Here is a 23,298-nt window from a genome sequence, read left to right as displayed (position 1 = left end):
GATTTTGAGTAACCGATCAAGTAAAGACTTGAATATTCAGATAAAAAAATCATAAAAACTTTACGATTTGGTTAAAAAATTGTGCCAAATCTTACCTTTGCAGGCATTTATGTTAAACTATTGAGTTGGTTCAGTGTAAAATTAAATCACATTTGAGCCTTTTACTCGCTATAATTTATACTCTAAAATCAAATACTAAATTCTATTTAACTATATGACTTCATTTTTTTCAAAACCTTTAATAGGTTTATCCGCTGGCCTTATTCTAATGGGCTGTGGCTCTACGGCATTGGTATCAACACCAATCGAAAATATTGATACTACTCCACTAAAAATATCCGACCTCACAGATACCGAAAAGCAAAACTGGGGTCATCTAGATCTTGTTACGGATACCATTCCCGGAATGAGTATAGATAAGGCCTATGATGAGATCATAAAAAATAAAAAAGGAGAAACGGTTATCGTTGCAGTACTAGATTCAGGTATGGACTTAGATCATGAGGATTTAAAAAATGTGCTTTGGACCAATAAAGATGAAAAAGCTGGAGACGGTATAGATAATGACAAGAATGGTTATGTTGATGATATTCACGGCTATAACTTTTTAGGCGAATCTTATAATGAGCAATTAGAAGCAACCCGTATTGTTCGATTAAAATTGGGTGATGCTTCGCTTCAAGCCAAGGCTAAAACAAAAGTTGATACGGAATACGCAAAAGCAACGCAACAAAAAGCACAATACGAGCAAATCTTTCAAACCGTAAAGAATGCGGATGAAGCGGTTAAAAAGGAGTTAGGAAAAGACACCTACACCAAAAAAGACCTGGCCAGTATTGAGCCAAAGGACGAGGCCATGCAACAAAACGTTGGCATTTTAACCCAAATGTTGACGTATGAAGATTCTATTCCAGAAGTATTGGAACAAGTTGAGGGAGGTATCAAATATTTCAGCGATCAATTGAACTACAATTATAATGTAGATTTTAACGGCAGAAAAGACGTTGGCGATGATCCTTATGACATCAATGACCTTGGTTATGGAAATGGGAATCCACAGAACAGAGAAGAAGATGAAAGCCACGGTACGCACGTTGCAGGAATCATTGGTGCGGAAAGAAACAACGGCAAAGGGGCAAATGGCGTTGCCAATAATGTTGAAATTATGAGTATTCGTGCCGTTCCAAATGGCGATGAATATGACAAAGACATTGCTTTGGGTATTCGCTATGCCGTAGATAATGGAGCTAAGATTATTAATGGTAGTTTCGGAAAGGCATTTTCTCCAAACGCGCAGTGGGTTTATGAAGCTATTAAATATGCAGAAGAAAAAGATGTACTTTTTGTGCATGCCGCTGGTAATGAAGGTGCTGACTTAGATAGTCCTGCCAATCCTAATTTTCCTAATGACCAAGTAGATAACGGTCCAGAAATTGCGGACAATGTTCTTACGGTAGGTGCTTTGGCTTCTAAATACGGTTCAGAAATGGTAGCTACTTTCTCTAATTACGGAGCTATTAATGTAGACGTTTTTGCCCCTGGCGATGAAATATACTCGTCTATGCCCGGTAACGAGTATGAATATCAAGGAGGTACTTCCATGGCTGCTCCTGCAGTTGCCGGTGTTGCTGCTTTAATTCGTTCATATCACCCTAAATTAACGGCTTCGCAGGTAAAGCATATCATTATGGAATCCGGCCTTGCGCCAAGGGCTAAGGTCATTTTAGGAGGAAATACAGCCAAAACCGCTACGTTGGACGAAGTTTCAACTTCGGGAAAAATCGTAAATGCCTACAACGCCTTGATAATGGCGGACAATGTATCTAGAGGAAAAATAAAATTATAATATACCATGAAGTATTTTATTAAATCAATCGCTGTCGTTATTGTCCTAATGGGGCAAGTGGCAGTTGCTCAAAACACCTCGTATTGGCAACAGCATGTAGATTATACAATGGAGGTAGATATGGATGTGGAGAGTTTTCAGTACACCGGTACTCAGAAGCTGGTATACACCAACAATTCTCCAGATGAGTTAACTCGAGTATACTATCATTTGTTTTTCAATGCTTTTCAACCGGGCAGTGAAATGGATATGCGCCTACAGAGTATTCCGGATCCAGACGGAAGGATGACGGACGAGCAGAAAAACAGTCGTATCGCAGCACTCAAAGAAAATGAAATCGGTTATTTGCATGCTACCTCGCTTACGCAGGATGGTGCTAAAGTGAATTTCGTTGAAGAAGGAACTATTTTAGTTGTAGAACTGGCAAAGCCTATTCCTTCCGGAGGAAAGACAACTTTTGAAATGGAATTTAAAGGTCAAGTGCCGGTACAAGTACGTCGATCGGGAAGAAACAGTGCCGAAGGTGTTGCTCTTTCTATGAGCCAATGGTACCCAAAACTTGCGGAATATGATTTTGAAGGTTGGCATGCCGACCCATATATTGCTCGAGAATTTCAGGGCGTATGGGGCGATTTTGATGTAAAATTGACTATTGATAAGGATTATACCGTAGGAGGCTCTGGTTATCTTCAAAACCCTCAGGAAATCGGTCATGGTTATGAAGCTCCGGGCAGCAAAGTAAAAAAACAAAAAGGCAAGACGCTTACATGGCATTTTAAAGCACCTATGGTTCATGATTTTATGTGGGCTGCTGATCCTGAATATTTACATGATACCCTTCAGGTAGAAAACGGACCTATGCTACACTTCCTTTACAAGGACAACAAGGAAATCATAGAAAATTGGAAAAAACTTCAGCCTAAGACTGCGGAGTTCATGGAGTTCTTCAGCAAAAATATTGGTAAATATCCTTATGATCAATATTCAGTTATTCAAGGTGGAGATGGAGGTATGGAGTATGCCATGGCCACTTTAATCACAGGAAAGCGTAAATTCGGAAGCCTTGCAGGTGTAACGGCACACGAGCTTGCCCATTCTTGGTTTCAACACATTTTGGCAACCAACGAATCTAAGCACGAGTGGATGGATGAAGGTTTTACTACCTTTATTTCAACCTTGGCCATGAACGAGGTCATGCAAGAGAACAAAGAGAATCCACTTGAAGGCACGTACAAGGGATATTTTAATTTGGTAAACTCAGGTAAAGAACAACCGCAAACTACCCATGCAGACCGTTACGATCTTAATTTTGCATACGGTATTGCCGCTTATAGCAAAGGTTCTATATTCCTATCGCAGTTGGGTTATATCATTGGGCAGGATAAGTTGATGGAAACTATTCGCAAATATTACGAAGACTTCAAGTTCAAGCATCCTATTCCAAATGATATTAAGCGTACCGCTGAGAAGGTTTCCGGCATGGAGCTGGATTGGTACTTGACCGATTGGACACAAACTACAAATACTATAGATTACGGTATTACCGATGTTAAGGACAATGCTGGTAAAACAGAAGTTTCCATGGTACGTACCGGTGCAATGCCAATGCCCTTAGATATTTTAGTAATTTATGAGGATGGTACAAAAGAAACTTTTTACGCTCCTTTACGCATGATGAGAGGCGAAAAAGAGAATCCTTACGAAGATATAAACCGAACGGTATTAAAAGATTGGCCATGGGCACAATCTAACTACAGCTTTACTATTAACAAACCTGTGGCCCGTATTAAAGCGGTAGTTATAGACCCTTCACAGTTGATGGCAGATGTCAATCAAGAAGATAATGTTTGGCAGAATACAGCGGAATAGACCATTAAAAAGTCATTCTTTTTTATTCAATGATTAGATTTGTAATTGCCCCCGTTTAGCGGGGGCAATTTTTTAAATAACGTTTATGTCCGACTTCACTTTCCCGAAAAAAGAAAAGCTAAAAAGCAAAAAGCTTATAGAGCAATTGTTTGCCGAAGGGAAGTCCGTTTCTTTATTCCCTATCAAATTAATTTACCTTCCTGTTGAGTTTTCGGAAGATACACGTATAAAGGCGGGAGTTACTGCCCCAAAAAAGAGTTTTAAAAGTGCTGTAAAACGAAATCGTATTAAACGCTTAATGCGAGAAAGTTATAGATGTAACAAACACCTAGTTTTTAACAATAGTGAAGGCTCTTTTGCGTTTCTATTTTTATACCTTGGTAGAGACATGCCTTCTCAGAGCAAAGTTGAAAAAACAATGAAAGAGGTAATAAAGCGTTTTTTAGAAAAAAATACTTCAAATACAGGCATATCAAATTAAAAAGTTAAGTGTGGTCCAAGGCCAAAAAACCAATAAAATAATACAATAAGATGAAAAAAATGCTCGGCGAAAAAATACTGATTCCAGCTTTTGCTATAGTCGTTTTAATAGCTGGCAGTAGTTTTGTAAAAAGCGATTTCTTTGAAATTGCCAAGCAGATAGAAATCTTTACCACCTTGTTCAAGGAATTGAACATGAATTATGTAGATGAGACCAACCCGGCAGAACTTATGGATACCGCCATAAAAAATATGTTGGATGATCTTGACCCGTACACTAAGTTCCTAAATGAACAAGACGTAGAAACCTATCGGATAAACAATGCCGGGGAGTACTCGGGTATTGGTGCGTTGGTACGTTCCTTCAAAGACCGATTGTTGATTGTAGAACCGTACAAGGATTACCCTGCGGATAAAGCCGGACTAAAAGCCGGGGATGAAATTATTAAAATTGGCGCCATTAATGTTTCCGATTTTGATAACAATGCCAGTGAACTTTTAAAAGGAGCCAATAATACTGCTGTTGAGGTCACCTTTAAAAGACAGGGTGAAACCAAAGTTGCCACAATTACCCGTGCTGCCGTAGAAGTAGATGCGGTACCATTTTACAAGATGGCCGATGACAAAACAGGCTACATTGTTCTTTCTAGGTTTAATGCCAAAGCTTCTGCGCAAACCAAAGAGGCGCTTATAGATTTAAAAGGGAAGGGTGCCGAAAAAATTATATTGGATTTAAGGGATAACCCGGGCGGCTTGCTATCAGAGGCCATAAATGTTACCAACTTATTTGTTGACAAGGGCGAGTTGATCGTAACCACAAAATCCAAGGTAAAAAAATTCAATACCGAGTACAAGACTAGAAACAAACCGCTGGATATGGAAATTCCATTAGTAGTTTTAGTAAATGGAAGCAGTGCATCTGCCAGTGAAATTGTTTCTGGCGGATTGCAAGATTTAGACCGTGCCGTAGTAATGGGTGCGCGTAGCTTCGGGAAAGGGCTTGTACAGCGACCTTTAAAGCTTACTTATGGTACGCAACTAAAAGTAACCATAAGTCGCTATTACACCCCTTCTGGAAGGTGTATTCAGTCCTTGGACTACTGGAACCGGGATGAAGATGGAAATGCAGTGCAAAAGACCGCTTTTAAGGACTTTAAAACACGAAACGGTAGAAAAGTTCAAGATGGTGGCGGTGTGTTGCCAGATATTGAGGTAGCCTCGGCAAAAGCGAACGAACTTACCACTGCCCTTTTGAACAATAACGTGATTTTTGATTACGCTACAAACTACTTTTATAACCATCAGGTACAAGATGTTTCTAACTTTAAATTCTCTGATAACGATTATAAAGAGTTTAAGACCTTTGTTTCAAAAAGTGATTTCTCATACGAGACAAAAACAGAAAAGACACTTAAGGCGGCTATGACAGACCGTGAGGAAGTGATTTTTAATGATGCCATAGAAAATGACTTCAGAACCTTACTGTTGGATATTGAAAAGAGTAAAATTGCCGCTTTGGACGATTACCAAAGAGAAATAAAAAGTAAACTAGAAGATGAAATCGTAAAGCGCTATTTCTATCGCGAAGGTCTTTATGACTACTATCTTAAAAATGATGATGCCATTTTAGCGGCTACCGAACTTTTGGGCAACGAAAACAAATACTGGAGTATTCTAAAATAAGAGTTTTCACTTTAATTATGGCCTTCAATAAAATTCATCATATTGCCATTATTTGCTCAGACTATCAAAAGTCCAAGCACTTTTATGTTGAAATTCTGGGCTTGGAGATATTGAATGAAGTGTTCAGAAAAGAACGAGATTCATATAAATTAGATCTTGCTCTTAACGGAGAATATATCATAGAGCTTTTTTCGTTTCCTAATCCACCGCAACGTCCTTCACGGCCAGAAGCTCAAGGTCTGCGCCATTTAGCCTTTGAAGTGGATAATGTTTCAGAAGAAAGAGAAAGACTTATTAAAAAAGGTGTGGATGTTGAACCCATCAGAACCGATGAATTCACGGGCCGTAAATTTACTTTCTTTGCGGACCCAGATGACCTTCCTCTTGAACTCTACGAAAAATAGAGGTTTCTTAAGGTTCTAAATTTTTGACTTTCACATTTCTAAAGTCGATAGGCTGCCCTTCGCTCTGTAAAGCGATCATACCTTCTTTCAACAGTTTGCCATCTTCTTTTTGTTTGGGATCATAACCAACAACGGTGCCTCCGCCTACTTGGGGTTTAGTGTATTCCAAAACCACTTCCCCATTAATAATTTGCGTTACCAAAGAATCTCCTCTAACAATCAATTCGGCTTTTACCCATTGGTCGCCATAATAGGTTTTGGAAGAAGATCGTAAACAATGGCTTGGGTATATCTTGCCCTCATATTCAATTTCAGTTCCTGGGGAGCACATATTACCTGTAGGCCTAGCTTCGCCTTCTTTTATTCCGCCAAGAAACTGCATTTCTACGGAAATGGGCCAGTTCTGCTCTTTCAACATGGTTCTTGGGTCTTGAGAATGGTACATGACACCACTGTTCATTTCCGTAAAAACCGGTGCACCAGGATGCAGATCTCCCACAAATCTGTATTCCATGGACAAATGGAAACTAGAGTACGGCTTATCAAAATATAAATGTCCAAATCTGTCGTTGAAATCGCCTTCATATTGATCATAACGCACTTTGATCATACCATCTTCAGCACGGAAGGTATCCCCAAAATTATCTCCGGTTTCGTAATGATGAATTTTTGTGGTCCATCCGTCTAAGTTTTTGCCATTGAACATATCCTCCCAACCGGATTCAGCAACCGTAGTTTTAGTTGAATTACAAGCCACAAGGGCGATGGAAGAAATAAAAAGGACAATTTTTGAGAATTTCATAGTATGCGTGTTGAGAGAAATATGATTGAGTATGATATTTTAAACTTTGAAATACACTTTGTGTTTATCTAAAAAGTAAGTGATATACCAAAAGATGAAAAGTACGAACAAAGCGTTAATAACCATAATTAGTTTTTCCGGAATACCAAGTGGAGACAAAAGTCCTTCGGTCCAAATTTGGCCAAAACCCCTAAACCATTGTACTCCTACAGTCTCAGCAAACAGATAAATAAAAATAGAATTGGTACCAACAACGGAAAAAATCTTCAACCAATTTTTGTGGTTTCCTTTTACGTCAATTGCCCAATAGAAAAGCGTCAGCGTCAAAATAGCCAATCCGCCAGAGGCCAAAGTAAAGGAGCTGGTTGCAATACGTTTTATTATAGGTGTGATTCCTGCAAAATCCATAACAATACCCAGTACAAGTAAAACAGTCCCATAAATTAGAAAAGGTTTAAGTTTTTCTTTTACCGCTATATGAGATAGTAAAATCCGTCCACAGACAACACCCCAAATGGTATGGGCCGCTGTTGGAATAAAGTTTACAAAGACCCAATACCCATCATTTACCTGCCCCATGACCAACATATCTATATACGAACCGAAACTTTCGTGACCTTGTGCATAAGGTGCTTCCGGATTGTATGCAAGATACAATATCTCCGTAAGCACAAGCAAACCTAATGATATACCGATTTGTATTTTATTCGGTAAATTCATAATTGCATAGGCTATGAGAATAGTAAAAGCTAATTGTACCAGTACGTTCCAAAGCTCCCAAACTAGTGCGTGACTATAAACACAATGCAACAATACACCAAACGCGAACAATAAAAAGCATCTGCGTAAAATATGTTTGGTGACTCCTTTTCTGTCTCCCGAAGCTAAACGCTTTCGTAAAGAAAAAGGCATTGCTACACCAACAATGAACATAAAGAAGGGCTGAATCAAATCCCAAAACCAGAGTCCGTTCCACGGGTGATGATGTAACTGATGTGCAAGACCGGAGAACATAGTTCCTTCCGTCAATTCCGAAAAATTATGATGAAAGCCTGCGGCTTCGGCAATGAGTAAAAACATGGTAAGACCTCTGAAAACATCCAAAGAAAAAAGACGTTTCGAGACATTTTCGGCTAGTTGAGACATTTTCGGTAATACGTTGGTTGATCCTTCTAAAGTAGCAAAAATATTAGAGTAATTGGCACCCCGTTATTTTCGGCCATTATGGCTATATTGGTTATATGGATAGTAACCTGAAGAAACATATTGAATACTTACTTTGTATCAAGATTGAAACAACTCAATCGGTTTCCGGCGGTGATATTTCGGAGGCTTACTTTTTGTATTCAGAAACAGAGCGATTCTTCTGTAAAGTGAATTACCAAAACAATGCACATGCTCTATTTTTGGCCGAAAAGGCCGGCCTTGTTGCCATTGCCAATACTAAAACTATTGCGGTGCCTAAAGTGTTGCTATGTGAGGCGCTTGATACAGGTGCCTTTTTAGTTATGGAATATATTGAGCCCAAACGACCCTTGGAAGCAGATTTTGAACAATTGGGTCACCAACTAGCAGGTTTACATCTGCATAGCACCTCCGATGTTTTTGGTTTTTCTGTCCCTAATTTTATTGGTAGCCTTCCACAATCAAACTCTGCTCATTCCAATTGGCCCGAATTTTATGTTCAAGAGCGACTTATACCCCAGCTTAAATTGGCAAAAGAATCTGGAAAGCTAGACGATAGTGAAATTCCTGTAGAAGACAAACTTTTGAAAACTTGCCAAAATCTATTTCCAAATAGCAATCCTTCTTTACTACATGGCGATTTATGGAGTGGAAACTATTTGATATCATCAAATGGCACTCCCTATTTAATAGACCCAGCAGTGTATTATGGTCATCACGAAGTTGATTTGGCCATGACCCGTCTTTTTGGTGGTTTCGGAAACTCTTTCTATGATGCCTACCGGGATCATTTCCCGCCAATTGGTAACGAAAAAGAAAGAATGGATATCTACCAACTTTACTATCTCTTAGCACATTTAAATATGTTCGGAAGCTCCTACAAAGCTTCTGTTATCGAAATATTACAGCGCTATTTTTAAGGTTTTACTTATATTTAAAGAAGTTTATTTTCTCTTCCATGCAGTTTAAAAAATTAGTTATAGCCGTGTTGTATATAATTCTGGGCTCAGCATTTTTTAGTTGTGAATCAGATACTACAAAAAAACAAGGTAATGATGCCTATACCTCATGGTCTACCTACTTGGGCGACCCTGGCCGAAGTCATTATTCAACGCTCTCTGAATTTACTAAGGAAAACGTCAAAAACCTAAAAGTAGCTTGGACGTATAAGGCCAAAGATTGGGGGCAGATGCAGATGAACCCTTTGGTGGTTGACACCATTCTATACGGTGTTACCGCAGCACTGCGCGTTGTGGCGCTCAATGCTGAAACTGGAAAAGAGATTTGGCAATTTGGAGATTCCATTCAGGTTTGGCATTCTACAAGTAGGGGTGTTTCGTATTGGGAAGAAGGCATTGACAAACGAATTCTCTGCACACGAGGACCTTATCTCTTCGCTTTAGATGCTTTAACAGGAAAACCCATTCCCACTTTTGGTGAAAACGGACAAATTGATTTACGTTCAGGAATGCCTGAATCTGCACGAGAAAAATTCGTGATATCAAACACACCTGGCACTATTTACAAAAACCTGATTGTAATGCCGCTTCGGCTCTCTGAAGGTTCTGGTGCGGCTCCTGGAAACGTTATGGCTTTTAATGTGATTACCGGCGTTGTAGAATGGGTTTTTCATACGATTCCACATCCCAGTGAGGAAGGTTATGATACGTGGGAAGAAAATGCTTATTTAAGCGATGAAGTGGGTGCTGCTAACAATTGGGCGGGAATGGCGGTAGACGAAGTAGCGGGAATTATCTATATACCCATAGGCTCGGCGGCTCCCGATTTTTATGGGGGAGCCAGAAAAGGAAGTAACCTTTATTCCGATTGTCTTTTAGCTTTGGATGCCAATACAGGCGAACATATCTGGCATTTTCAATTTACGCATCACGACCTTTGGGACCGTGACCCTCCTGCTCCACCCAACCTTTTGACGGTAGAACGAGATGGCAAAAAAATACCTTCCGTGGCACAGGTGACGAAACAAGGTTATGTATATGTCTTTGACCGAAAAACGGGTAAACCTCTTTTTCATATTGAAGAAGTACCGGTACCATCATCTACACTGGATGGCGAAAAGGCTTGGCCTACCCAACCTATTCCTATAAAACCAAAACCTTTTGCTCGGCAATCCACAGAAATTACAGAAGATAATGTGAGTCCGTATGCTGAAAACCCTGATTCGCTCAGAGCGATTTTACGAAGTATAGAAAAGCAGATATATACTCCACCGGGTTTAGAACCCTTATTACTTCTACCGGGTTATGACGGAGCGGCAGAATGGGGAGGTACGGCCGCCGACCCTGAAGAAGGTATTATTTATGTGAATTCCAACGAGATGCCTTGGATCATGCAAATGGAGGAAAATGATACAAATCTAGAGGCACTACCTTTAGGTGAAGCTACGTATACCAAAAACTGTGTAAGCTGTCATCAAGCGGATAGAACGGGTTTGGCGGCAAGCGGATTTCCCTCGCTAATTGACCTAGAACTGCGAAAGTCAAAAGAAGAAGTCTCATCCATTATCACGAACGGTAAAGGTATGATGACGGGTTTTCCACAATTGAAGAAAACGGAAAAAGAGGCGCTCTTGCGCTTTTTGTTCAATCAGGAAATAAAACATAATGTAACCGAAAAAACAGGAGCTGAAAAGCCTTATAAAATTCCCTACAAACATTTAGGTTATAACAAATTTCTGGATAAAAACGGTCTCCCAGCTATTGACCCGCCATGGGGAACACTGCATGCGATTGATTTAAATACTGGAGACTATGTATGGTCTATTACCCTTGGGGAATCTCCTGAATTATTAGAAAAAGGAGTTACCGGAACAGGAACCGAAAACTACGGTGGTCCCGTAATTACTGAAAATGGTCTCCTATTTATTGCTGCTACTAGAGATGGTTTTTTTAGGGTTTTTGACAAACATACCGGAGCAAAGTTATGGGAATATAAACTGCCGGCACCCGCTTTTGCAACACCTGCGATGTATGAAATAAACGGAAAGCAATTTATTGCTATAGCCTGTGGTGGCGAGAAACTAGGGACAGAAAAAGGAAATAAGATTATCGCCTTTGCTTTGGAATAGTGATGCCTTCACGAGGGCGAGCGTTAATCCTTAAAAACAGGATTTTTAACCAAACTGATCAAGGCATCATCATTTTCCTTTAAGATGCGTTTTGAGCGTAGGTAACGGTTATGGTTGTGCTCATCATAATTATCCGCATTTTTGTCCATGCTGCTTATGCGTACCATTTCTGAGGCGTGTATAAATTCATTGTTCCCGATCCACATTCCTACGTGTACCACTTTTTCTGCGGTAGAGTCCGTGGCTTTTCTTCCAAAGAACAACAAATCTCCTTTTTGTAATTTATCAAAATTCTTCACAGAATCAATAGCTTTTCCTGTATGTACCTGTTGCGAGGCGTCTCTGGGTATGACCATTCCGTTAAGGAAAAAAATGGTTTTAGTAAACCCACTACAGTCCATACCTTTTGTTGAAGTGCCTCCCCATAAATACGGTACACCCATAAGGGTTTTAGAAGTAGAAACGAGGGTTTCCTGAGTAGGGTCCAGTTTTTCCAACCAACCTTCATAGGATTCGGCTTCTTCTTTACTCACAAATGCTTTTCTGCCATCCGGATATTGAACCTGAAAGAATTCATCTGTTTCTCCGATCAGCTTTAAAATATCTCCCGCTACCAAATCAGAAACTCGTTGTCCATAATCAGTATCTTGATATGAGTAGCCAGCAGTTTGGGTATAAATCAACTTTTGAGTGCTTTTCCATGTCTGGTATTGATTATCGTCCATCAGCACCACTCCTCCCGCATCTACCCAAGACAAATATTTATCCGGGGTTTGAATATAGTACCAATCACCTTCCTTTTTATACACTTTTACCGGAGTACCCAAGGTGGCCTGTGTAGCCAATTCTGCAGAATGTTTAGGTGCGCTTCTTAGATTGGCAACCGACAGATTAATAACGGCTTGGGTTTTTCCTTCTAGCGATTTTGAAGGCAGTAATTCTATTTCATTGACATACGTAACGTAATTCTCCTCCTTCAGCTTGGTTTCAAGGGCCTCAACAGCCTTAGGCATGTTGCTTTCACCTTTAAGAATATATTTTTCGGTATTTGTGAAAACATGAACATCAAAAAGCGCCGTTCTCTTATCTGGAGCATATTGTTTTCTTACCTCTGAAATACTCTCTATGAGCTGTGCTTCTTTTTTACTTTTTTCGGTACAGGAAACCAAAAGCAGAATTAAAAAAGCGGTGAACATGAACCCTATTCTATATCTTTTCATCCTTAATCTGATATCAATTTTACTTTCGTTAGTGAAATTATGTAATTTTATCGCAAATGAGCAAACTCAAAGCAATAGAACTTTTTGCAGGTGTCGGAGGATTTCGCCTGGGGCTGGAAAAAACAGGAAAATATGAGGTAGTTTGGAGTAACCAATGGGAGCCCTCTACCAAGGCTCAACACGCCTCTTTAGTTTACGAGGCCAACTTTGGTAAGGAAAACCACAGTAACCAGGATATTGCTGAAGTCCCCACTGATACTATTCCCGATGCAGATGTGCTCGTAGGTGGATTTCCGTGTCAAGATTATTCTGTTGCTACCACCTTACAAAACTCCAAAGGCCTAATTGGTAAAAAAGGAGTGTTATGGTGGAGTATCCATCGGGTTTTATCCGAAAAAAAGAATCCGCCCAAATACCTATTTCTTGAAAATGTAGATCGGTTGTTGAAATCGCCTTCCGCGCAACGTGGGCGTGACTTTGCTATTATGTTGAAAAGTCTTGATGATTTGGGTTATGCTGTAGAATGGCGTGTAATTAATGCCGCAGATTACGGAATGCCTCAGCGACGTAGACGTATTTTTTTCTTGGGCTATCATAAATCAACTCCACTTTATAAATCCTTAAAAAAAGCTGACCCTTCTGATTGGGTGCTTTCTTCAGGGACTATTGCTACCGCCCTTCCTGTTCAACAAACCGTTCAAAAGCCATCTTCCTTTAAAATTGAAGGCGATTTAGTGTCTCTCTCAGAAAGTTTTAATCTAGGCGAAAAACTATCTCCATTTCAAAATTCCGGAATATTTATAAATGGAAAAGTGTTTACGGTAAAAACCGAATCTAGTTATGCCGGTAAGCGAACCGTTTTAGGTGATGTGCTTCAAAACGGAGAAGTAACGCAGGAATTTTATATTCCCGAAGACGATTTCCCGAAATGGGAATACTTAAAAGGGGCAAAGAAAGAAGTCCGAACGGCAAAAACCGGATTCACCTATAATTACAGTGAGGGCGGAATGATTTTCCCTGATGCTTTGGATAACGCTTCTAGGACCATCATAACCGGAGAAGGCGGAAAATCTCCCTCAAGATTTAAACATGTGGTACAGACCACAAAGGGATTACGCCGATTAACTCCGGTAGAATTGGAGCGTTTAAATATGTTTCCTGATAATCATACGTTATTAGAAGGTATTAGTGATACCAAACGTGCCTTTTTTATGGGAAATGCACTTGTTGTAGGTGTTGTTGAAAAGATTGGTCAGGCTCTGGCCGATAAAATTAAAGTGTAAACCTTTTTAAAATTCCATATCAATATCTGTCCTATGCCTCTTCAAAGTAACTTTAATTCGGATTTGGAGAGGGAAAAAAAACTTTGTTCATTACTAGACCGTTACTACAGGCAATATTTAAAGCACTATTCTTTTGAGCGCATTTCTAAAATGCCACAGCAACTTGCAGGTATAGATTTGATTTTTACCCATACATCAAATGGGAAAAAATATAATATAGACGAGAAAGCTCAGTTAGATTACATTAACGAAAACCTACCGACTTTTGCCTTTGAACTGAGCTATGAAAAGAACGGAACTTTAAAAGAAGGTTGGCTATTCGATTCTTCTAAAAAGACAGAATTTTATGCCTTAATAACTTCTATATATGCAGATGCTCCTGGAGTGTTTACTTCCTGTAAAATTACTATGGTAAATCGGCAAAAGCTGATCAACTTTCTAAAAGAGCGTTCCATTGTATTATCGTCTTTAAAAAAATATATTTTACCAGATCAGAATATGCATGGTAAAATTAAGGTTGACGAACTACATCACAGAAGCGAGGGGTATCTATTTGCATCTACTAAAAACAAAGCTGAAAAACCACTAAACCTTATATTAAAACTGGATTTTCTAGAAGAAATTGGTGTAGCCAAAAGATTGGCATAACCATTCCTACAAACCGGGTAGTTTGTAAAAGTTAATATTTAGCTTTAAATATTGACTACTATGTACTTACAACCACAATATATTGTGTTTTATCCATAGCAAATAAGCTACAACTTTGGGTATTAAAGCATACTACAAACTGGGTAGTCGGTTCTTAAAATGCTGTTAATCAACGTTCAAAATTTGTTATTCTAATTTATTTATTTATCTTATTCCTTATGGTAAGAACAGAAAAGTCAGAAAATCAGGAATTTTTAGAGAAGTCAATTAACCATCTCGAGGCTACGGGTTTCGAAGATATAAAAGCCGATATTGATGGTTATGAAACACCCAAATCCTACGTTAGAAAAGGTACAGATTCTAAGATTACACCAGATATAGTGGCCCTTAAAAACGGAAGGAAATATTACTTTGAAATTAGCCTGAAATCTGCTAAACCTAGACTTCTAAAAACGAAGTGGCTTTTCTTGGATACCTTAAGCAGAATGAACTCTAATAGATTCCGAATTATAACGACCAAGGGACATTACAAGTTTACCGATAACATGTTGGAAGATATAAACCTAACCAACAAAGAACCTATTCGCATATAATTTTACTCGATAATGGAGATTGGATGCTCCAGGGCTTGCCTCGAAATCAAGGTGTATCCCTTTTGATGCCTCGTGGACTTACCCCGAGGTAGTTTACTATCCATCAAAAAAATAAAAGGTCCGTTAATTACGGGCCTTATTTTTTTACCATACCTATATGTGGTATGCCATCTTCTAGATACCCGTCTCCTTCTTGGTCAAAACCTAGGGAATGATAAAAACGTTCTAAATATAACTGGGCAGAAACTTTAATTACATTTTCATTAAAATGTTCTTCTACCGCCTTTATTGAAGCCTTCATTATATCTTTACCGTAACCATATTTTCTTTCGGTACTTTTTACTACTACCCTACCTATACTGGCTTCCTCAAAATAATCACCGGCTCTAAAAATTCGTGTATAGGCAACTATTTCATCATTTTTAGTGGCAATCACATGAAGTGCTTTTTGGTCTTTATCATCAATATCTTGATACACACAATCTTGTTCAACCACAAAAACTTCACTTCTAATTTTAAGTATATTGTAAAGTTCTAGTTTGGAGAGCGCCTCAAAGGATTTTACCGTAATTTCTATCATATTAATCTTGTACTATTATTTGTTTACTACCACATTTACCATATTCTGGTTGTATAGTAACGTGGTTGATTCCAAATTTGTGATACACCACCTCTTCTATTTCATCTAGAATGTTGTCAAACTCCGAAAGTCTGATGTCTTCATTAAAATCTACATGTGCCTCTAAGTGCACTTCATCTTCGTTTAATTGCCAAATATGTATGTGATGTATATTTTTTACGGATGCTATCTTACATACTTCTTCAACTATCTGTTGTACACGAATGGTATCTGGTGTAAATAGCATAAGTACGCGAGTAGCTTCCTTTAACAAATCATATCCCACAAAAATCAAATAAATGGCAATAGCTAAAGTCAATGCTGCATCTACCCAATAGATCTCATAAAACTTCATAACTAAACCGCCTATAAGCACCGCCACAGATGCCAACATATCTGTTAATAAGTGCAAGTAAGCTGACCTCATGTTCATATTACTCTTAGAATCTTTCTTAAGCAAGAGCACACTAAAACCATTTGCGGCAATACCTAATATAGAAAGCCATATCACTATGTCCGATTCTATGGTCTGTGGTTCAAAAAAGCGTTCTGAAGCTTCCTTTATCAATATAAGCGCAACTACAATTAATGTTGCTGCATTTACAAAAGCAGCAATAATTTCAGCACGTTTATAACCAAAGGTTTTATTTGTTGATGCCTGTCTTTTAGATAATAAGGTGGCCACATAACTAATAATAAGTGAAAGAACATCACTAAAATTATGTAGCGCATCCGAAAGTAGTGAAAGGCTTCCAGATACTAACCCTCCAATTACTTGAGCTACAGTAATTAGAATATTCAATAAGATGGATATAATTAAATTCCTTCCTTTTAAATTAGAATGAGCGTGACTGTGCCCATGAGAATGGTGTTCGTGAGAATGTCCCATTACTATGGTAGACTATATAGTTTATAAAATATATTATTATTGAAAAATCTTCATAACGGATTATAGACCCATTAAGAACATCTCAAATTATTAGTATTACAAAGTGGTTGGAAATTCTAGCTTTTTAAAAGCCTTGGTATATCTAAAAGTAAAGCTTTGAAAATTTACTTACAAGGTATTTTTTCTATTCTTCTCTCGTGCCTACCTCCTTCAAAATTGGTATTTAAAAAAGTCTTCACCATTTCTAGAGCTTGAGGTAAAGAAATAAATCTTGCCGGTAAGCTTAAGATATTGGCATCATTATGTTCTCTGCTTAATTGAACGATCTCTTTTGTCCAACAAAGGGCACAACGTACTTGTTGGTGTTTGTTGGCTGTCATAGAGGCACCGTTGCCACTACCACAGATAATAATACCAAAATCTACTTCACCTTTATCAACATCTAGAGCAACCGGGTGAACAAAATCGGCATAATCAACACTATCCGTTCCATCGGTACCATAATTACTTACCTCTATATTCATTGACTTCAGTAAACCTACAATGGCCAATTTATAGTCAGTACCTGCGTGATCGTTTCCAATAGCTATTTTCATTATACCTAATTATATTAGAACCTTATTAGAAGAAGGTTTAAGTACTATATTAAATCCGTTAATACCCGTACAAAGGTACAAATACTAGTGGTTCACAACAAAATACATACTCCTCACAACAATAGTTTTCTATTAACACTTGTTCATTGTTAATTTGTTATTGTTAAAAGGTGTTTATATTGTTAATAACCTTGCAAAAGAATCTAGATCTTAAATTTTGATTTCTCGGTTGAATAGTACTCTACAAAACTAAATGCTAATTGAGAAAATTATTTTTACCCTTTTTATAATACGCTATCAAAATGTTATTGTGGGTAATTAACATTAAATTTACGTTTACTTATTAAATAATTTATGTTGATATCACTTATCAACGAATATTGATAATTAAGTTACCACCCTGATTTTGTGAGATATTATAACTGTAAAGATTGTCAACAACTTATTAAAGTAGTTCAAAGCAATTATTTCTTCAAAATTTTATAAGCCTTATTAACACACTATAATAACCACCATTTTATTTTTTAAAATTTTAAAAGAAAAACAGATTATAATATAGTTGTTGATAACCTTGAATTCAGATCAAGAGTGTTCAATACATGAGGTAATGAATTATAATTCGTAATTTACCGTATAAATTAAAGATAGTTAATGTCAAAGAATAAAAAGAAAGCTCGTAACCATAGAACAAACGAGATAACAAAAGGAATCTTTACCGTATTAGAGAAAGATCCAAAAAAGAGTTTCAATTATAAACAAATAGCGGCTAAACTTGGCCTGGACAATACGCAAGACCGGAACCAATTAATTAAAAGGTTAGGGCAATTAAAGGAGAAAAATAGAATACAGGAAGAAAGCAGAGGTAGTTATATGGCTGTTGCTTCTACCAAAAAATATCAAACAGGTACTGTTGATCTTACTGGCCGTGGTAATGCCTATGTGGTCATAGAAGGCATGGAAGATGATGTTTTTGTACATGCCAACAAGGTAAATAAAGCTTTTCATGGAGACACCGTAGAGGTATACATATTTCCAAGGAGAAAAGGGAAAAAACTAGAGGGCGAGATTGCTAATATTCTGGAACGTAAAAAGACAGAATTTGTAGGTATTGTAGATCTACAGAAGACATTTGCTTTTGTACGCCCAACAGATTTTAGAATGTATACAGATTTCTTTATTCCAAAGGATAGTATAAATGGGGCCAACGATGGCGATAAGGTTATTGTTAAACTTGAAAGTTGGGACGGTAAGGATGATTCCCCTACCGGAACTATTACGGAAGTTTTAGGAAAACCTGGAGAACACAATACAGAAATTCATGCCATTTTAGCTGAATACGGACTTCCGTATGAATTTCCTACCGAAGTAGAACGTTACGCAGATACCCTTGATACTTCCATTAAAGAAGAAGAAATAGCTAAAAGGAGAGATATGAGAGAGGTGTTGACCTTTACCATTGACCCTAAAGATGCTAAGGATTTTGATGATGCCCTTTCCTTTGAAGTGCTCGAAAATGGTAATTATGAAATAGGAATTCATATTGCAGATGTTTCTCATTATTTGGTTCCCGATACTATTTTAGATGATGAAGCTTATGAAAGAGCTACATCGGTCTATTTGGTTGATCGTGTGGTACCTATGCTTCCAGAAGTATTATCCAATAATGCCTGTTCATTACGTCCTAACGAAGAAAAATATACGTTTTCCGCAATTTTTGAGATGGATAAAGATGCCAAGATCAAAAATCAATGGTTTGGTAGAACGGTCATTAATTCAAACGAACGTTTCGCTTATGAAGAAGCTCAGCATATTATAGAAAACCAAGAAGGAAGCATTCCTGAGGAAATATCCATTAGGGGAAATGCCTATACCGTTTCAGAAGAGGTAGTAAAAGCTACTTTAGAAATGGATAGATTGGCAAAAATTATGCGTGGTAAACGTATGCAAGATGGCGCTATTTCTTTTGATAAAGTTGAGGTTCGTTTTAATCTGAACGAAGAAAGTGAACCAATTGGGGTTTTCTTTAAAGAATCTAAAGACGCAAATAAACTAATTGAGGAATTTATGCTCTTGGCCAATAGAAAAGTGGCCGAATTTATAGGAAAGCAGAAGCCCAAGAAAACATTTGTTTATCGTGTGCACGATGATCCCAATGAAGATAAATTAATAGCTCTTAATGGAATTATCTCCCGGTTTGGGCATAAGTTAGACTTCAAGGATAAAAAGTCCATCAGCGCCTCTTTAAATCAGCTTTTGAGCGATGTTAAAGGTAAAAAAGAACAGAACTTGGTAGATACGCTAACTATTCGTAGTATGAGCAAAGCTATATACACTACGGATAACATTGGACATTATGGTTTATCGTTCGATTATTACAGTCACTTTACATCACCTATTCGGAGATATCCAGACGTAATGGTGCACCGCTTATTGCAACATTATTTAGACGGAGGGGCTTCGGCAAAAGAAGAAGTATACGAGCAAAAATGTAAGCACTCTTCGGATATGGAGTACTTGGCCTCCAGTGCGGAACGTGATTCTATAAAATATATGCAGATCAAGTTCATGCAAGATCATCAAGACCAAGAATTTGTTGGTGTTATTAGCGGAGTTACCGAATGGGGTATCTACGTTGAAATCATCGAAAACAAGTGTGAAGGTATGGTGAGGATCAGCGATATAAAAGATGATTATTATACCTTTGATGAAAAGCAGTACGCGATTGTTGGGGAAAGAACAAAGAAAACCTATCAATTGGGTGATGAAGTTGTAGTTATGGTAAAGAATTCCGATTTGGTTAAACGTCATTTAGATTTCTCCTTGTTGGGAAAGCATGAGGGATAGTCCTTTTTGGAACGGATTTTGTCTTTGAACTATCAAAATAACCTAAAAGGTACATCATGAAAAAGTTCGTTTTGCTTGTCATTTGTATGCTTGGGCTTCAATTTACCTATGCCCAGGATGCTAAGATGACACAAGACCTGACCAAATTCTCAGAGGTTAAGGCTTTTGACGGTCTTTCCGTTACGCTTATTAAAGCCGATGTGAACAAAGCGGTCATATCTGGTGAGAATATAGACAAAGTAGCCATTGTGAATAATGACGGTGTGCTGAAGATACGCATGCAAATTGGAAAAATCTTTAGTGGATATAAGACCTTTGTACAAATCTATTATACAGAAGATTTAATTGTAATAGATGTAAATGAAGATGCCCGTATAGCCTCTGAGCAGCCTATAAAACAAGAAGTATTGGAATTAAAGGCTCAAGAAGGAGGTGAATTGGCAATTAATGCCGAAGTGGAACAGATGTTGATAAAAACTGTTACTGGTGGTGTAGTTTCTACCATTGGCTCATCCAATTTACAGGACATTGTTATTAATACCGGTGGCATTTATGAAGGTAAAGAGTTCAAGACCAAGTTTTCTACCATCAATGTTAATGCAGGGTCTAGAGCAGAAATTTTTGCTTCGGATTATGTAAAGGCAACTGTAAAGGCAGGTGGCGAAGTTTTGGTATATGGTGATCCAAAGAAAATGGATGAAAAAACCGTATTTGGTGGCACCGTAACACGAATGTAGTCGGTTTTTATTCCAGTTTTAATCTCTTAGCTTTGTGTTATAGATTTTACCACAAAATACCGGTAACATACTATTCTACTGTAAACAATTCATATAAATACGAACCATAACGCATGTGGGAAGACATTCAGGCAGCAGTTCCATTAGGCTTTTTATTGAGTTTTATGATTGGACCTGTTTTCTTTGTTCTCTTAGAAACCAGCGCAATAAGAGGCTTTAGGGCCGCCCTGGTTTTTGATTTTGGAGTTATTCTTGCTGATGGTGTTTTTTTGGTCATTGCCTATTTCAGTAGTTTTCAACTTTTAGAAAATTTAAGCAATCAACCTGGTCTATATGTCTTTGGGGGTGTTATACTTTTGGTATATGGAATTACGACCGTATTTAGAAAACCGCCAAAGCAAGTTCATACGAACATAAAAGTGAAAAAAAGTGATTATATAGGACTCTTTATTAAAGGATTCCTCTTGAATTTTATAAACATTGGGGTACTTGTATTTTGGTTGGGTATCATCATTGTAGTAGGCCCAAGCTTAGATAACGATTCCAACAGAATTGTTGTATTTTTTTCTACAATGATAGGAGCTTATTTTGTTACCGATATTTTTAAAATCCTTTTGGCAAAACAATTAAAGAAAAAGCTGACTACCAGCAGAATTTACTTCATAAAAAAAGGCCTTGGTTTTATCCTAATAATTTGTGGTATTGTACTCATAGTTAAAGGTTTTTTACCCAAAGACCAGTTCACCATTGAAGAAGGAATTGAACGTATGGAAAAGTTGCAGTAAATTAATTTGGGGCAAGCCTCGTAGCATTTATTTTAGATTATCGCGTAAAACAAAAAAACCTTCGTATATCACGAAGGTTTTTTGTTGAGGCATCGAGCAGATTCGAACTGCTGTACAAGCTTTTGCAGAGCTCTGCCTAGCCACTCGGCCACGATGCCATTTGCAGGTGCAAAGATAGTTTTTTTGATTGAAATGCTATTTTTACTTTACTTTTTTTTTACACTGGCCCAATATAGCTCGTAAGAAAATTTGTAAGTGTAAAGATTTGCAGTTGTTTAGAGGGTAATTAAAGATTTCTACAAAATTACTTTTTTCGTTTTTCCCTTAAAACAATAGTAACCTTTTCTACATCACCCCCAATTGGCGGATTTATTTTGGAAACTTCAATTTCTGCTTTTCTTACAATTGGTATTTCTAAGAAAATACGGTCAATAATGCGTTTGCCTATATGTTCCAAAAGTTTAGAAGGTATCTTCATTTCCTCCTTTACAATATGGTTTATATGAACATAATCAACTGTATCAGATAATTTATCGGAAATTGATGCTTTGGTTAAATCAGCATCGACAGACACGTTTACCAAATATTCACTCCCTATTGCAGTTTCTTCCGCTAAGCATCCGTGGTGTGCATAAACCCTTATATTACTAACTTTAACCTTATCCAAAATCAATATATTTTTGCAAATTTAATTGAAAGCGGCGGAATAAAGATAAAAAGCCAATAGGTAATTTTTAAGGTTATGTTGCTCTTCTAAGGAGTTTAGGTTTTTAGTAGGTACAACGACAGTTACTAAGACCTTGAAACAAGTCTACACCAATGGTAACCACATGAGTACCTGTACTATAGGTAATTATTTCGTTAAGTATGATTTGATATGAATATCCAAAATAGAAATTGTTTTTCTTTAGACCGGCAAAAGGTGCAATATATAAGGGATCACCAATTTGATCATTTAAGAATCTATAGTTTACACCGGCATAGAAATAATCCTCAAAGTTGTACCATCTAAATTTAAGGTTTAAATCCGTTTCAGAACGGCCATCACTTTCAAAAAGTTTAAAGAGAACCGATGGTTCTATTTCTAGATCACTATTTTTATTTTTTCTATAACGGTAACCTGTATAGACGTAGTAGTTTCTTAATTCATTGGGTTCATCCGCGTTAAATGTAAAGCTACTTGGATCTTTGCCCAAAAGGTTAGAAGCATTGGCACTGATATAAAATTTACCATATCTGTATAATGCACCTACATCAAAGTTATGATTGCTCGTTTGGCGATTGTTTATAACACCAGGGTCAAGGTTAGCATCCACGAACTTATCAACATCTATTCTAAACTGGTTAAAGTTGTAAGATAGACCGAAAGAAAGAAATTCATCATCGTATCTATCTAGCGTTAAGTGATGCGCAAAAGAAACCCTTGCACCTTGTTGTTTAGTATATCCGTTTTTATCGTTATACAAGAATAGCCCTATACCTGATTTTTCGCCTAAACGCATATCTGCTGCCAAAGACTGCGTCTGTGGTGCATCTTTTATACCTACCCATTGGGTAAGACCGTTAAGCCTAATTTTTACATGGTCTCCTATACCGGCATATACTGGTGATAGAACAAAAGGGTTATCTGCCAAATATTGAGACAGTTGGGGCGAATTGAGCTCCTGACCTCTCGCGGTAAATATGCCCGATAAGAGCAGCAAGGTCCAAATGAATTTGCGCATGGT

The 23,298-nt window shown here is 37.7% G+C and carries 21 protein-coding genes and 1 tRNA gene; 13 read left to right on the top strand and 9 right to left on the bottom strand.

All coding sequences use genetic code 11. From position 1 onward, the window contains the following. The first annotated feature begins 214 nt into the window (after positions 1-214). From P0077_RS08355 to gloA2, 5 genes are all read left to right on the top strand, one after another. Complete coding sequence (locus P0077_RS08355) at positions 215-1,846, top strand: S8 family peptidase (RefSeq protein ID WP_276168655.1); 1,632 nt, start codon at positions 215-217, stop codon at positions 1,844-1,846. Positions 1,847-1,852: 6 nt separating this feature from the next. Then, the gene (locus P0077_RS08350; RefSeq protein WP_276168654.1) at positions 1,853-3,715 is read left to right on the top strand and encodes a M1 family metallopeptidase; all 1,863 of its coding nucleotides are present in this window, start codon (positions 1,853-1,855) and stop codon (positions 3,713-3,715) included. 85 nt (positions 3,716-3,800) lie between these two features. Then, the gene (gene rnpA / locus P0077_RS08345) at positions 3,801-4,196 is read left to right on the top strand and encodes a ribonuclease P protein component (protein WP_276168653.1); all 396 of its coding nucleotides are present in this window, start codon (positions 3,801-3,803) and stop codon (positions 4,194-4,196) included. A gap of 50 nt (positions 4,197-4,246) precedes the next feature. Then, positions 4,247-5,878: a S41 family peptidase gene (locus tag P0077_RS08340; protein ID WP_276168652.1), complete on the top strand. Its 1,632-nt coding sequence runs from the start codon at positions 4,247-4,249 to the stop codon at positions 5,876-5,878. Between the two features lie 17 nt (positions 5,879-5,895). Continuing rightward, positions 5,896-6,282, top strand: a complete 387-nt coding sequence (gene gloA2, locus P0077_RS08335) for an SMU1112c/YaeR family gloxylase I-like metalloprotein (RefSeq protein ID WP_432422805.1) — start codon at positions 5,896-5,898, stop codon at positions 6,280-6,282. A gap of 7 nt (positions 6,283-6,289) precedes the next feature. On the opposite strand, the gene P0077_RS08330 is transcribed toward gloA2, so the two are convergent. Further along, positions 6,290-7,084, bottom strand: a complete 795-nt coding sequence (locus tag P0077_RS08330) for a 3-keto-disaccharide hydrolase (RefSeq protein ID WP_276168651.1) — start codon at positions 7,082-7,084, stop codon at positions 6,290-6,292. A gap of 39 nt (positions 7,085-7,123) precedes the next feature. After that, on the bottom strand, positions 7,124-8,230 hold the full coding sequence (locus tag P0077_RS08325) for an acyltransferase family protein (RefSeq protein ID WP_276168650.1): 1,107 nt from the start codon (positions 8,228-8,230) through the stop codon (positions 7,124-7,126). 95 nt (positions 8,231-8,325) lie between these two features. Here P0077_RS08325 and P0077_RS08320 point away from each other — a divergent pair, with 95 nt between their 5' ends. Next, positions 8,326-9,189 carry a fructosamine kinase family protein gene (locus P0077_RS08320; protein WP_276168649.1) on the top strand — a complete coding sequence of 288 codons (864 nt, stop codon included), beginning with the start codon at positions 8,326-8,328 and terminating at the stop codon, positions 9,187-9,189. A gap of 38 nt (positions 9,190-9,227) precedes the next feature. Beyond that, positions 9,228-11,357, top strand: a complete 2,130-nt coding sequence (locus P0077_RS08315; protein WP_276168648.1) for an outer membrane protein assembly factor BamB family protein — start codon at positions 9,228-9,230, stop codon at positions 11,355-11,357. Between the two features lie 23 nt (positions 11,358-11,380). Here the strand turns inward: P0077_RS08315 and P0077_RS08310 are convergent, their stop codons facing one another. Further along, positions 11,381-12,577 carry a C40 family peptidase gene (locus P0077_RS08310; protein ID WP_276168647.1) on the bottom strand — a complete coding sequence of 399 codons (1,197 nt, stop codon included), beginning with the start codon at positions 12,575-12,577 and terminating at the stop codon, positions 11,381-11,383. A gap of 56 nt (positions 12,578-12,633) precedes the next feature. On the opposite strand from P0077_RS08310, the gene dcm reads away from it, so the two are divergent. From dcm to P0077_RS08295, 3 genes are all read left to right on the top strand, one after another. Then, positions 12,634-13,860, top strand: coding sequence for a DNA (cytosine-5-)-methyltransferase (gene dcm / locus P0077_RS08305; RefSeq protein WP_276168646.1), 1,227 nt, complete (start codon positions 12,634-12,636; stop codon positions 13,858-13,860). Positions 13,861-13,893: 33 nt separating this feature from the next. Continuing rightward, on the top strand, positions 13,894-14,508 hold the full coding sequence (locus tag P0077_RS08300) for a hypothetical protein (RefSeq protein WP_276168645.1): 615 nt from the start codon (positions 13,894-13,896) through the stop codon (positions 14,506-14,508). Positions 14,509-14,726: 218 nt separating this feature from the next. After that, the gene (locus P0077_RS08295) at positions 14,727-15,101 is read left to right on the top strand and encodes a hypothetical protein (protein ID WP_276168644.1); all 375 of its coding nucleotides are present in this window, start codon (positions 14,727-14,729) and stop codon (positions 15,099-15,101) included. Between the two features lie 136 nt (positions 15,102-15,237). Here P0077_RS08295 and P0077_RS08290 read toward each other — a convergent pair whose 3' ends face one another. The 3 genes from P0077_RS08290 to P0077_RS08280 form a co-directional block, all read right to left on the bottom strand. Next, a complete protein-coding gene (locus P0077_RS08290; RefSeq protein WP_276168643.1) occupies positions 15,238-15,681 on the bottom strand; it encodes a GNAT family N-acetyltransferase in 444 nt (147 codons plus the stop codon). A gap of 1 nt (position 15,682) precedes the next feature. After that, positions 15,683-16,609, bottom strand: coding sequence for a cation diffusion facilitator family transporter (locus tag P0077_RS08285; protein ID WP_276168642.1), 927 nt, complete (start codon positions 16,607-16,609; stop codon positions 15,683-15,685). Positions 16,610-16,773: 164 nt separating this feature from the next. After that, positions 16,774-17,205: an RpiB/LacA/LacB family sugar-phosphate isomerase gene (locus tag P0077_RS08280; RefSeq protein WP_276168641.1), complete on the bottom strand. Its 432-nt coding sequence runs from the start codon at positions 17,203-17,205 to the stop codon at positions 16,774-16,776. A 651-nt stretch (positions 17,206-17,856) separates the two neighbouring features. Here P0077_RS08280 and rnr point away from each other — a divergent pair. The 3 genes from rnr (at position 17,857) to P0077_RS08265 (ending at position 21,571) form a co-directional block, all read left to right on the top strand. Then, positions 17,857-20,049, top strand: a complete 2,193-nt coding sequence (rnr, locus tag P0077_RS08275; RefSeq protein ID WP_276168640.1) for a ribonuclease R — start codon at positions 17,857-17,859, stop codon at positions 20,047-20,049. Between the two features lie 56 nt (positions 20,050-20,105). Then, complete coding sequence (locus P0077_RS08270) at positions 20,106-20,786, top strand: head GIN domain-containing protein (RefSeq protein WP_276168639.1); 681 nt, start codon at positions 20,106-20,108, stop codon at positions 20,784-20,786. Between the two features lie 113 nt (positions 20,787-20,899). Next, positions 20,900-21,571, top strand: a complete 672-nt coding sequence (locus tag P0077_RS08265; protein WP_276168638.1) for a LysE family translocator — start codon at positions 20,900-20,902, stop codon at positions 21,569-21,571. 87 nt (positions 21,572-21,658) lie between these two features. Here P0077_RS08265 and P0077_RS08260 read toward each other — a convergent pair. From P0077_RS08260 to P0077_RS08250, 3 genes are all read right to left on the bottom strand, one after another. Continuing rightward, positions 21,659-21,729 (bottom strand) — tRNA-Cys (locus P0077_RS08260). Between the two features lie 146 nt (positions 21,730-21,875). Next, a complete protein-coding gene (folB, locus tag P0077_RS08255) occupies positions 21,876-22,238 on the bottom strand; it encodes a dihydroneopterin aldolase (protein ID WP_276168637.1) in 363 nt (120 codons plus the stop codon). A gap of 103 nt (positions 22,239-22,341) precedes the next feature. Then, complete coding sequence (locus P0077_RS08250; RefSeq protein WP_276168636.1) at positions 22,342-23,295, bottom strand: PorP/SprF family type IX secretion system membrane protein; 954 nt, start codon at positions 23,293-23,295, stop codon at positions 22,342-22,344. Positions 23,296-23,298 lie beyond the last annotated feature (3 nt).

This window comes from Zobellia alginiliquefaciens, assembly GCF_029323795.1.
Classification (GTDB): domain Bacteria; phylum Bacteroidota; class Bacteroidia; order Flavobacteriales; family Flavobacteriaceae; genus Zobellia; species Zobellia alginiliquefaciens.
The sequence above is the reverse complement of the archived record's forward strand: the minus strand, read 5'-3'. Positions and strand labels throughout refer to the sequence as shown.